This window comes from Mesorhizobium loti (assembly GCA_014189435.1).
GTDB lineage: Bacteria > Pseudomonadota > Alphaproteobacteria > Rhizobiales > Rhizobiaceae > Mesorhizobium > Mesorhizobium loti_G.
This window is the reverse complement of record CP050293.1, coordinates 6,931,966-6,944,402: the sequence shown is the minus strand read 5'-3', so window position 1 is coordinate 6,944,402 and position 12,437 is coordinate 6,931,966. Positions and strand designations below refer to the sequence as shown.

At 62.9% G+C, this 12,437-nt stretch carries 9 protein-coding genes and 1 pseudogene; 5 read left to right on the top strand and 5 right to left on the bottom strand.

The window, feature by feature from the left end:
• Positions 1-28: 28 nt before the first annotated feature.
• Genes HB777_33365 through HB777_33355 form a run of 3 tightly spaced genes read left to right on the top strand, consistent with a single transcriptional unit; the run spans position 29 to position 3,496 of the window.
• Positions 29-967: an ABC transporter permease gene (locus HB777_33365; GenBank protein ID QND68369.1), complete on the top strand. Its 939-nt coding sequence runs from the start codon at positions 29-31 to the stop codon at positions 965-967.
• Between the two features lie 8 nt (positions 968-975).
• Positions 976-1,815 (top strand): ABC transporter permease, encoded by an 840-nt coding sequence (locus tag HB777_33360; protein ID QND68368.1) that lies wholly within the window; start codon positions 976-978, stop codon positions 1,813-1,815.
• Between the two features lies 1 nt (position 1,816).
• Positions 1,817-3,496: an ABC transporter ATP-binding protein gene (locus tag HB777_33355; protein QND68367.1), complete on the top strand. Its 1,680-nt coding sequence runs from the start codon at positions 1,817-1,819 to the stop codon at positions 3,494-3,496.
• Positions 3,497-3,512: 16 nt separating this feature from the next.
• Here HB777_33355 and HB777_33350 read toward each other — a convergent pair whose 3' ends face one another.
• Positions 3,513-4,301 (bottom strand): 3-hydroxybutyrate dehydrogenase, encoded by a 789-nt coding sequence (locus HB777_33350; protein QND68366.1) that lies wholly within the window; start codon positions 4,299-4,301, stop codon positions 3,513-3,515.
• Between the two features lie 221 nt (positions 4,302-4,522).
• Here HB777_33350 and HB777_33345 point away from each other — a divergent pair, with 221 nt between their 5' ends.
• Both HB777_33345 and HB777_33340 read left to right on the top strand, forming a co-directional pair.
• Positions 4,523-5,269 carry an acetoacetate decarboxylase gene (locus HB777_33345; GenBank protein ID QND68365.1) on the top strand — a complete coding sequence of 249 codons (747 nt, stop codon included), beginning with the start codon at positions 4,523-4,525 and terminating at the stop codon, positions 5,267-5,269.
• Between the two features lie 101 nt (positions 5,270-5,370).
• Positions 5,371-6,530 (top strand): annotated as a pseudogene (locus tag HB777_33340) (patatin-like phospholipase family protein).
• A gap of 426 nt (positions 6,531-6,956) precedes the next feature.
• On the opposite strand, the gene HB777_33335 reads toward HB777_33340, so the two are convergent.
• The 4 genes from HB777_33335 to HB777_33320 all read right to left on the bottom strand — a co-directional run bounded on the left by HB777_33335 (position 6,957) and on the right by HB777_33320 (position 12,393).
• The gene (locus HB777_33335) at positions 6,957-8,558 is read right to left on the bottom strand and encodes an inorganic phosphate transporter (GenBank protein QND68364.1); all 1,602 of its coding nucleotides are present in this window, start codon (positions 8,556-8,558) and stop codon (positions 6,957-6,959) included.
• A gap of 101 nt (positions 8,559-8,659) precedes the next feature.
• Positions 8,660-9,358, bottom strand: coding sequence for an SDR family oxidoreductase (locus tag HB777_33330; protein QND68363.1), 699 nt, complete (start codon positions 9,356-9,358; stop codon positions 8,660-8,662).
• Between the two features lies 1 nt (position 9,359).
• Positions 9,360-10,763, bottom strand: coding sequence for a beta-glucosidase (locus HB777_33325; GenBank protein QND68362.1), 1,404 nt, complete (start codon positions 10,761-10,763; stop codon positions 9,360-9,362).
• Entirely contained in the window at positions 10,744-12,393 is a 1,650-nt protein-coding gene (locus HB777_33320) for an amino acid ABC transporter permease (GenBank protein ID QND68361.1), read from the bottom strand. Before HB777_33320 ends, HB777_33325 begins: the two co-directional genes overlap by 20 nt.
• Between the last annotated feature and the right edge of the window lie 44 nt (positions 12,394-12,437).

The window sequence follows — 12,437 nt, the reverse complement described above, 5'->3', positions numbered from 1 at the left end:
GCATCAGTTTGACACCAGGATCCCAACCATGAATCGATTCTCCTTCGTGCTCAGGCGGCCGATACAGTTGATACCCGTGCTGCTGGGTATCAGCGTGATCACCTTCCTGCTGCTGCAAATGACGCCCGGCGATCCGGTTCGCCTCATGCTTGGTCCCAAGGCCAGTCAGGAGACGATCGAGTTCGTGCGGGCGCGATACGGTCTCGATCAGCCCGTCCCCGTGCAGTATTTCTACTATGTGTTGAATTGCCTGCGTGGCGATTTCGGTCAGTCGATTGCCTTTCGCGGCCCCGTCAGTGGCGTCATCGTGGCACGGATCGCGCCAACGGTTTTCTTGATCCTTTATGGCCTCGTCATCTCGCTGCTGTTGACATTCGCGCTCGCGGTCACCGCTGCCCGGCAGCGCGGACGGTGGATCGATCATCTCATCCGTCTTGTCTGCGTTGCGGGCGTCGGCGTGCCGTCCTATTTTGTCGGCCTGCTGCTGATCATGGGCTTCTGCCTACGGCTGAAGATCTTCCCCGTATCCGGATACGGACCGACCTTTATCAACAATCTATGGCATCTGTTCCTGCCAGCCCTGACGATCGGTATCGGGGTGACGCCGATCCTCGCCCGCAATCTGCGCGCGACCTTCATTCAACAGCTGGACAAGGACTACGCGATCGCCTGCCGCTCCAGGGGCCTGCCGGAAAGCTACATCTTTTCCCGGCATGTGTTCTGGAATTCCCTGTTGCCGACAGTCAATCTGCTGGGCGTCGTGGTCGCCTTCCTGATCGGCGGGACGGTCGTTGTCGAAAATGTCTTCAATATTCCAGGGCTCGGCAACCTGCTCATCCGCGGCGTTCTCACGCACGACCAGTTCGTTGTCCAGGCAGTGGCCCTGCTGCTTGCCGTAGGTGTCGTCATTTCGAATTTTGCCGTCGACATCTTGACCGCCATTCTCGATCCACGGGTGGAATTGTGAGCGATGTGATGCGGGGCAGCGGCCCCTTGGCCATGGCGCGACTCCGGACGATGCCGGCAACCTTGGCCATTGGCGGCGCCATCACCTTGGCCTGGATCGTCGTGGCCATACTGGCGCCGGTGCTGACTGATTTCGACCCGGTCAAGGTCGATGTGATGCAGGCGCTGAAACCACCTGGCGCCGTGCATTGGTTTGGCACGGACGCTATCGGCCGCGATGTACTGGCGCGGACACTGTTTGCCGCACGCTACGATCTCGCCATGGCCTTCTTCGGCGTGGTCGGTCCGATCATCCTGGGGACGATCATCGGCCTCATCGCCGGGTATCTGGGTGGCCGGATCGATGCGGCGCTGATGCGCATCCTCGAGGTCACCGTATCATTTCCCTATTTCGTCCTGGTGATCGCCATCGTCGCCGTGCTGGGGCCTGGCCTCAAGAGCTACTTCATCTCGCTCACCTTGGTGAACTGGGTCAGCTATGCACGACTTGTGCGGAGCCAGGCGCTGGTGCTGCGCGGCGTCGATTTCGTGCTGGCGGCACGCGGCATGGGTTTTGGCCATTTGCGCATCATGCTGTTCCACATCCTGCCAAATGCCATCGTCCCATCGATCGTCTTCGTCATGACCGATGCCGTGCTCGCCATCGTGCTCGGATCGTCATTGGGCTTTCTCGGCCTCGGCGTACAACCGCCGACGCCGGAATGGGGCGCCATGATCGCGGACGGGCAGACCTACCTGACCACCGCCTGGTGGATTGCGATCTTTCCAGGCATCGCCATCTGCCTTCTGGCGCTCGGCCTCTCCTTGACCGCTGATGGTCTCGCCCGCCTCTTGAATACGGAATCCTGAGATGAGCGACCTCGTCAGCGTCGAGAACCTCACCATCGACTTCGCCACCGATTTTGGCGACGTCCACGCCCTGCGCGACGTCAGCTTTTCATTGAAGGAAGGCGAGGTCCTCGGGATCGTCGGTGAATCTGGGTCGGGCAAGACGGTGGCCTGCAGAGCCATCCTGAAGCTGATTGCCGGCAACGCGCTGGTGAAGTCGGGCCGGATCATGTTCGAGGGTAGCAATGTCCTCACCATGAAGGATGTCGAGCTGGGCCAGCTGCGTGGCGGGCAAGCGGCGATGATCTTCCAGAATCCGTCGACGCATCTCGATCCGATCATGACGGTTGGGCGTCAGGTAGGCGAGGCGATGGTGGTTCATCAGGGCATATCCTGGCGGCAGGCCAATGCGCGGGCGATCGGCCTGCTCGAAGACATGCATATCAAGGACGCGCCCAGGCGGGCGGGCGCGTATCCACACGAGCTGTCGGGTGGCATGCGTCAGCGGGTGATGATCGCGGCGGCCCTTGCCTGCGAACCGAAACTGCTGATTGCCGACGAGCCTACGACGGCGCTTGACGTCACGGTGCAAGCTCAGATACTCGACCTGCTCCGCGGCATCCGGCGTGAACGCAAGCTGTCGGTCATTCTGGTCTCTCACGACCTTGGCGTGATTGCGGAAATGTGCGACCGCGTCGTCGTCATGAAGGACGGTGCCGTGCTGGAGATCGGGTCGGTCGATCAGATCCTGCGTGACCCCGCCCATGAATACACGAAGCGCCTGATCGCTTCCCAACCCTCGCTGATGACGCCAACCACGCATGCCCGCCCCGTGGCGACGGAACCGCATCTGCTGGTGAAGAACCTGTGCGTGAACTTCTATCCGGGGCAGAGTCTTGCGGCTTGGGCGACGCGTAAGCCGCCGCTGATCGTGCGCGCGGTCGACAATGTTTCGCTGGCACTGCGTCGCGGCGGGGCGCTGGGGATTGTCGGCGAGTCCGGTTCCGGCAAAAGCACCATCGCCCGGGCCATTGCAGGCCTTGTGCAGCCCGAACAAGGTGAGATCGAGGTGGACGGCCAATTGCTCGATCGCGCGCTCAGGCGGCGCCGGCCGGAGCAGGTTCGCAAACTGCAGATGGTGTTCCAGGATCCGTTCATGTCGCTCAATCCGGCCTTTACGGTTGCACGGACTCTGGCCGAACCGCTGCGGCAACAGAATATTTGCCCGCAAGGAGACATTCCGGCGCGGATCCGCGAGCTGATGGAAAAAGTGGAATTGCCGCGCCAGCTGCTGGACCGACGCACCACGCAACTTTCCGGCGGCCAGCGGCAGCGCGTCGGCATCGCCAGAGCCCTGGCGCTGGAGCCAGAGATTTTGATCGCCGATGAAGTCACCTCCGCTCTGGATGTCACCATCCAGGCCCAGGTCCTTGGACTTTTTGCGCGGCTGCGCCGCGAATTGTCGCTGACGCTGATCCTGATTTCCCACGATTTGGGCGTGGTGCGTTATCTCTGTGAACAGGTTGCGGTCATGCAGCACGGTAAGCTGGTTGAATATGGCAACACGGGAGACGTTCTGGATCGGCCGCAGCAGGCCTATACCCGCGAGTTGATCGCCGCTATCCCGAAACTCTCGCGTCCAACGAGCAGCGGAGTCCACCCCGGAGATACACCGCTACTCGCCGCCGGAAGCGAATGCTGAAGCCTTCAGGGTCGGGCTACTGTGCCGTCCAGCCGCCGTCCATCGGCAAGGTCGTGCCGGTGATCTGCTTGGCTGAGTCCGAGCACAGGAACAACGTCAGCGCGGCAAGCTCGTCGACGGTGACGAATTCCTTGGTCGGCTGGGCAGCGAGCAGCACATCGTGCTTGACCTGTTCCTCGGTCATGCCGCGCGCCTTCATCGTGTCCGGGATCTGCTTTTCGACCAGCGGCGTCCAGACATAGCCCGGCGCGATCGCATTGACGGTGACACCGTCTAGCGCTGCTTCCAGCGCCACCGTCTTGGTCAGACCTGATATGCCGTGCTTGGCCGACACATAGGCGGATTTGAACGGCGAGGCGACCAGCGCATGCGCCGAGGCCGTGTTGATGATACGGCCCCATTTGCGCGCCTTCATGCCGGGCAGTGCCGCCTTGATGGCGTAGAACGCGGCGAGCAGGTTGATGCGGATGATGGCTTCCCATTTGTCGTCCGGAAACTCCTCGATCGGCGCGACGTGCTGGATGCCGGCATTGTTGACCAGGATATCGAGACTGCCGAAAGCGGCCTCGGCCTCGTGCACCATGGCGCTCACCGCCGCGCCGTCCATCATGTTGGCGTCTGAATAGCGGCACCTCACGCCGAAATCCGTCTCGATGCCGGCCCGCTCCTGCTCGATGGCAGCCGCATCGCCGAGACCATTGATGGTGACGTTGGCGCCTTCGGCGGCAAAGGCGCGGGCGATGGCCAGGCCGATGCCACTGGTCGAGCCGGTGACGAGGGCGTTCTTTGAAGACAGGAAACCCATGATGATCTCGCAAGGGGTGGGAGGGAATGAACAAGGCGGCTTTGTGCGCCGCACCATGACACTGCCACAGCCATATGTCGGTGCGATTACAGGGTTGCGACGGCGTCGACGGGCCTGTTGGAAGGGCTGTCAGGCGGTTGACACGGCATTGTCATGGTGCCGTGCAACATAATCCGGAGCGCATTCGCGCAGTTATTCCTGAACCGAATGGGGCACCCGCCTTGCAGATCGCCGATGTCGTGAAGCGCGCCTATGCGATGCCGCTCACCAACCCCTCCTTCCCGCCCGGGCCGTACCGTTTCTTCAACCGCGAATATGTCATCATCACCTACCGCACGACGCGCGAGGCGCTTGAGGCTGTCGTGCCGGAGCCGCTGGAAATCGACGAGCCGCTGGTCAAGTACGAGTTCATCCGCATGCCTGACTCAACCGGCTTCGGCGACTACACCGAGACCGGCCAGGTCATCCCGGTGCGCTACAAGGGCCAGCACGGCGCCTACGTCCATTCGATGTATCTCGACGACGACGCGCCGATCGCCGGCGGCCGCGAACTGTGGGGCTTTCCCAAGAAGCTCGCCAACCCCAAGATCGTGCATGAAGGCGAGGTGATCGTCGGCACGCTGCACTATGGCAGCGTTCTGTGCGCCACCGGCACGATGGGCTACAAGCACAAGGCCGCCGATCACGGCTCGGTCCTGGCTTCGCTGGCGGCGCCCAATTTCCTGATCAAGATCATCCCGCATGTCGACGGCACGCCGCGCATCTGCGAGCTGGTCCGCTACCACCTCACCGACATCACGCTGAAGGAAGCCTGGACGGCGCCAGCCGCGCTCGATCTGCGGCCGCACGTCATGGCCGACGTGGCGCGGCTGCCGGTGCTCGACATCGTGTCCGCTGTCCACTTCACCGCCGACCTGACGCTTGGCCTGGGCGAAGTGGTTCACGACTATCTCGCCGACCGCACCTGAGCGCATCGGCCTTTCAGGGCTCAAAACAGAGCATGATCCCGAAAAGTGGGAACCGGTTTTCGGACAAGATCATGCTCAAACAAAAGTCGGAGACCAAAGCCGTGCTCGAACGCAATCGCAAGAAGGAGGCCACCGCCACCATAGCGGAGATCTCGGCGCAGTATGACCGCATCGCGCTGGTGTTTCAGGGGGCGGCGCGCTCGGCGCCTATCAGGCCGGGGTCTACCAGGCGCTGGCCGACGCCGGCTGCGAGCCGAGCTGGCTTTCCGGCGTGTCGATCGGCGCCATCAATGCGGCGATCATCGCCGGCAATGAATCAAGCCGCCGCCTGCAGCGGCTCGAGCAATTCTGGCAGACGATTTCGGGCCGCTAGATCTGGGCCTATACGCCCGAAGGCGACATCTACCGCGACATCCGCAACCGCACCAGCTCGTGGATGACCATGGTCATGGGACAGCCCGGCTTCTTCAAGCCGCGCAATCCCAATCCGTGGATGGAGCAACCGGGCGCCGAGGGCGCCACCAGCTTCTACGACACCGCCGAATTGAAGGAGACGCTGGAAAGCCTGATCGACTTCGACATCCTGAACGACGGCAAGAAGCGGCTGAGCGTCGGAGCGGTCAATGTCCGGACCGGCAACTTCGTCTATTTCGACACCGACAAGGTCCGCATCGAGCCGGAGCACATCATGGCCAGCGGCGCGCTGCCGCCGGCCTTCCCGTCGATCCGCATCGAAGGCGAGTACTACTGGGACGGCGGCATCGTCTCCAACACGCCGCTGCAATATCTGCTCGACCAGGAAGAGGACCGTTCTTCGCTGGTCTTCCAGGTCGACCTGTTCAGCGCGCGTGGCGTCCTGCCGCGCAGCATGCCGGACGTGCTGTCCCGCCACAAGGACATCATGTATTCGAGCCGCACGCGGCAGAACACCGACAATTTCAAACGCATCCATGGCCTCAAGATGCGCCTGCTCGATGCGCTGAAGCGGGTGCCGAAGGAGTTGCGGACGCCGGCCGAGGAAGCGCTGATCGAGGATTATTCGGACGCCGGCACCGTCAACATCGTGCACCTGATCTACCAGCACAAAGGCTATGAGGGTCACGCCAAGGACTATGAGTTCTCAGGCACCTCGATGCGCGAGCATTGGGAGACAGGGCTTGAGGACACGCAGCGCACCTTGCGCCATCGCCAATGGCTGACCATGCCGACCAATGTCGACGGCGTCGCCATCCACGACCTGCATCGCGAAGATCCGACCTAACTAGGGCGCTGATTCTCAACGGTTTCCTTCCTGGCCAGAATTTCAACGCCCGTTTTGAGCAGCCATCGCCAACGTTCGAGATTGGCTGCAGCCTCTCCAACGTCGTCATCCACGGGCGAAGCAGGAGCGAAGCTCCGTCGCGGAGACCCGAGGATCCATGCCGTGACCCTGGCCGTAGAGTGCAGCGGAAGGGAATTCTGCACCGTTGCAGCGCTCTGAAGTCGCGGCATGGATCCTCCGGTCTGCGCCGCGTCGCTACGCTCCTTGCTCCGCCCTAGGATGACGAAGCGATGGGCGTTTCGCGCCAATGCCCTGGGAGGTTCAACGTCAACATAATGTGCCGACTTGAACACAGTGCTCGCTTAAAGAAAAAGGGCAGCGCCGGTGACCGGCGCTGCCTTTTATTTGGACGCTAATACGCTCCGCTCAGAACACCTGGCGGAAGATGATGAACAGCACGAATGCCAAGGTGATCGAGCACGGCAACGTCAGCACCCAGGCAAGCAGCAGGTTGCGCACCGTCGACCATTGCAGCCCCGAACCATTGGCGGCCATCGTTCCGGCAACGCCCGACGACAGCACATGGGTTGTCGACACCGGCAGTCCCAGCCGGTCGGCCATGCCGATCGTCACCATGGCGACGAGTTCGGCCGCCGCCCCCTGGCCGTAGGTCAGATGGCTTTTGCCGATCTTCTCGCCCACGGTGACGACAATGCGTTTCCAGCCGACCATGGTGCCGAGGCCGAGCGCCAAGGCGACGGCGACCTTCACCCAGATCGGGATGAACTTCGTCGCGTTGTCGACCGCCTTGTGATAGTCGGTGACCGCTTTCAGATCGGCCGCCTCCATCGGCAGCAGCTTCTTCTTGTCGATCAGCTTGAGCGCCTCGCCGATCAGATAGATGTCGTTGCGGGCGTTGCTGACCAGATCGGTCGGCACCGTCTCGACCGAGGCATAGGGCTGCAGGCCCGCCGTCGTGTTGTGGATGTAGGTCTGCAGCGCAACCGTCGTCTGGTCGCTCCAGGTCCTGGTGCGCACGGCGTCCTGGACGGCGGCCTTGGCATCAGTGACGGTGACGCCGGGCTTGGCATATTTGCCCAGTGCCGTTTCGACGCTGACCGAAGCCGACTTGTAGGCTTCGAGATAGTTGATGTCGGGGGTGCGGTTGAGCGCATAGGCCGTCGGCACGACGCCGATCAGGATCAGCATGATCAGGCCCATGCCCTTCTGTCCGTCATTTGAACCATGCGCGAAGCTGACGCCGGTGCAGGTGAAGATCAGCAGGCCACGGATCCACCATGGCGGCGGCGTGTTGCCCTTCGGCGCCTCGTAGAGCGCCGGATTGCGCACCAGCAGCTTCATCACATAGAGCAGGATCGCCGCGGCGAAGAAGCCGATGATCGGCGACACCAGCAAGGTGATGCCGACATTGGTAGCTTGCGACCAGTCGACACCGCTGGTGGCACTGCCGGCTGGCGCCATGAACTGGTTGGCGAGGCCGACGCCGATGATCGAGCCGACCATCGTGTGCGAGCTCGACGCCGGCAGCCCAAGGAACCAGGTGCCGAGATTCCACAGGATCGCCGCGACGAGCAGTGCGAACACCATGGCAAAGCCGGAGGAGGAGCCGACCTGCAGGATCAGTTCGACCGGCAGCAGCGACAGGATGCCGAAGGCGACCGCGCCGCTGGAGGTGAGAACGCCGAGAAAATTGAAGGCGCCCGACCACATGACCGCGAATTCGGCAGGCATCGAGCGTGTGTAGATGACCGTCGCCACCGCATTGGCGGTATCATGGAAGCCGTTGACGAACTCGAAGCCGAGCGCGATCAGCAGGGCGATGCCAAGCAGGATCCACGGCACGGTCTTGGCCACCGCCAGGTCCTGGCTGAGCGCATAGCCGACATAGACGATGCCGACGAGCACCAGCACGCCAAAGGCCGGCAGGAACCACTTCGCGCTGCCCGATTGATCCAGCGGATGATCCGGTCTCGGAATACCCGCCTCGCTAGAAACTATGTCCACCATGTCCCACTCCTATTGCATCGCAGCAAAGAACTGAGAAAGACGCTATGTTCGCACGATGAACCCTGTATGACGCCGGCGAACACGGCGGATGTGCCATTCGGCTACCATCGAATATGCATGCCATCGAAAGTCCGGAAGGAGCCGCTATCCCTAGGCGTCGCGCCGTCGATGACAGTGCGCAGGCCCCGCGCGCTGTCCTCGACCGCCAGGACCGCCTGATCGCCTCCCATATCCGTCTTCACCCAACCCGGATGCAGCGACAACACCGTTATCCTGTCGACGCGCAAATCCTGCGACAGCTGGGCGCAGACCATGTTGAGCGCTGCCTTTGAACAGCGATAGGCATAATCGTCGTCGTAGTCGTCGAGCAGCCCCTCCGCCATCGAGCCGGCGCGGCTGCCGATGTTGGCGATGATCCGCATGCGCCCCGCAACCAGGTTCGGGCGCAGTGCCCTCGCCAGCAACAGTGGGCCAAGCGTGTTCGTCCGCATAACCCTCAGGAATTCGTCCGGGGCGAAACCGTGCAGGCCGCTGATTTCGCTGCGGATGGCGGCGTTGTTGACAAGCACGTCCAGCGGCCTGCCGGCGAGACGCGTGGCAAGGTCGAAGATGGAAGCCGGATCGGCGACATCGAGCGGCTGGAACTCGATTCCACCTTCGAACTCTTGGGCCGGACGGGTGCGCCCGCAAGCGATCACGCGCCAACCATCCTGGGCGTATTGCCGCGCCAGATCGCGGCCGAGCCCTCGCCCGGCGCCGGTTATGAGGACCGTGCGGTCGCCTTGCCCGTCTCCGGCCAAGTCAGGCGCTCTTCGCAACGGGCACGGTCTCCTGCCGGGCGATCATGGCGTAGACGCCGCCGGAATATTTGATGTGGCGTTGCTGTGTGGCGAAATCGACATGGGTGATGCCGAAGGGCGTGGTATAGCCATAGGCCCACTCGAAATTATCGGTCAGCGTCCAGGCGAAATAGCCGCGCACCGGCACACCCTCGGCCGCCGCCTTGGCCACCTGCTCCAGGTGATCGACGTAGTAGGCAGCGCGCAGATCGTCCCAGACACACCCGTCTTCACCAACCGTCTCAGGCATCGTAGCGACGCCGTTTTCGGAAATGTAGATCGCGGGCGGCGCGTAGCGGTCATTCACATAGTGCAGGATGTCATACATGCAGCGAGGCCAGATCTCGTAGTCGACCGCGGAATAGATGCCTTCCGGTTGCACCCGTCGGTAGCTGAGCGGCGCCAGTTCATCACCCGCCGCAATCACCGAGCGGCGGTAGATGTTGATGCCCAGATAATCTACCGGCGCGGCGATGATCTCGTTGTCTTGCGCCTGGATCGGCGGCAGCAGATCGCCGTAGAGCGCCAGCATGTCCTGCGGATATGCGCCCTTGAAGACGGCATCGAGAAACCAGCGGTTCTGGGCGCCATCGAAGCGCCGTGCCGCCGCGGCATCGCGCGGGTCGTCGGTGGCGGGCTCCGCGACATTGAGGTCGAACACGATGCCGACGCAGGCGTCCGCCACCTCGGCCCGGATGGCCGGAACAGCCAGGCCGTGTCCCAGCAGGGCATGATGGCTGGCGGTCACGCCGCCTTTCACGCCGTCCCGCAATCCCGGCGCATCCTCACCGGTCGCGTGTCCCGACCAGCAGAACGTCCAGGGCTCGTTGAGCGTCGTCCATCTCTTGACGCGATCACCGAAGCTGCGGGCGGCAAGCCGGGCATAATCGGCAAAGGCGATGGCCGTTTCGCGGCTGTACCAGCCGCCACGGTCTTGCAGCGCCTGTGGAAGATCCCAGTGATAGAGCGTTGCATAGGGCTCGATACCGGCTTCAAGCAGGTCGTCGATCAGCCGGTCGTAGAACGCGATACCCCTGGCATTGACCTCGCCACGACCTTCGGGAAGAAGCCGTGTCCATGCGAGGGAAAAGCGATACGCGCCAAGGCCAAGCGCCTTGAGCACGGCGATATCCTCCTTCCAGCGATGATAGTGGTCACAGGCGACGTCACCGCTCGAACCGTCCACGATCACGCCGGGAACGCGGCAGAACCGGTCCCAGATGCTTTCACCTTTGCCATCCGCGTCATGCGCACCCTCGATCTGATAGGCGGCGGTCGCGGCGCCGAACACGAAGCCGTGCGGGAAGACCAGTCCGGAGGCGCGGGCTTCGAGGGCCCGGCGCGCGTTATCGATGCTTGATGTCATATTTTCTCTCGATGGTGCTGACGAGGCTCGCCGCGGCCAGCGTCAGGAAAATGTAGAAGATGGCGGCTGAGTTGTAGGGCGCGAACGGCAGGAAACTTGCCGACTGGAATTCCCGCATGCGCTGCGTGATGTCGCGGATCGACAGGATCGACAGCAGCGACGTGTCTTTGAGGATAGCGATAAGTTCGTTGCCGAGCGGCGGGATGATGATGCGGAAGGCCTGCGGCAGCACGACCAGCCGGGCGGTACGCCAGCCGTTCAGACCAAGGCTGTGCGCGGCCTCGATCTGGCCGGCGGGGATTGCATTGATGCCGGAACGGAATATCTCGGCCAGATAGGCCGAATAGGCGAGCGCCATGGCGGCAATGCCACGCACCAGGTTCGGCGGATCGACCACGCCCTGGGTCGCATCCTTGAGCGCTCCGGCGAGCGGCAGGCCGACATAGAGCACGATAACCAGCATCGGGATGCCGCGGATCGTATCGACGATAAACTCCGACCCGATCGAGAGCGGATGCCTGCGGTGGATATGGCCGCCGAAGGTCAGCAGGCCAAGCACGATCGCCAGCGCGGCGAGCGTGATGCCGAACGCCCTGTCGCGATCGTTCAACGCCTCCGTCTGCCACAGCACCGGCAAGCTGGCCGGCGCTGTTGCCGCCGGGACAAGCGCTGCGCTGACGCCGGGGATCTTGCCGATCGCATCGATCGCTTCCGGCGCACCGCGAGAGGTGCGCAGCGGCACCTCGCTGTCGGGGCCGCCGGGAAATTGCCCGTAGCGGACGGCGTCAAGTATGCCGGACGGCGTGCCGGGCGTGACCGCGACCTTCCCGGCGAGAGAACCCGCGAGCACGAAGCTTTCGCGCGGCTGAAGCAGGAACCACGCGGCGGCGCAGATCATGAGGATGGTTGCCACGATGCAGATCAGGTCTGCCCGCCAGCTGTATTTGAGCTTGAGGAGCCCAACCCAGAGCAACCCCATCATGGCCGCCAGCATGTAGGCCGCGACGGCCGCGCGGATCGTCGTGGTAACACCCGCCGCGAATGCGATATGCGCGAAAAGCAGGATGAAGACCAACCCGGCGCCGTTCACCGCCGCCAGCACGAGGCGGGAAAAACGATACGTCGCCTTACCGGTCCCGTTGCGGACGGCGATGAAGAACGCACCGAGGATCACGACCGTCAGGCCGAGATAGGTTCGCAACAGGAGCGTGGCCTGGCCGCTCACCATGAGGTCGGCGGCGTCCGTCAATCGCCGCGGCGTAACGCCCTGAACCACCAGATCGGAGATGAACGGATCGACAGCGTTCGCCACGACCGATGCCATAAAGGGATAGACCAGGCCGGTTGTCACAAGCAGCACGGCGGCGGCAAGATTGATCCCGGCGGCAATCGTTACAAGACGAGGCGATCTGGACGAAGCGCGCGAGAACACGAACACGGCAAGGCCGGCGGAAAAGGCGACAGCCAGCATCAGGAAGCCGGGCACGAAGGCCGACGAGCCGTTCTCCACGCCGAGGATGGCGCGAAGCGAGCGCTGGTAGTTTACCGACGAAGCAAAGAGATAGACGATGAACGGCAATGCCGCGACGATGATCAGATTGCTCGGCCGCAGGCGCATCAGAAACTGCATCCGGTCCCGTCCTCCCCCAACGACAGCTCCGGCGCCAGGCGCCG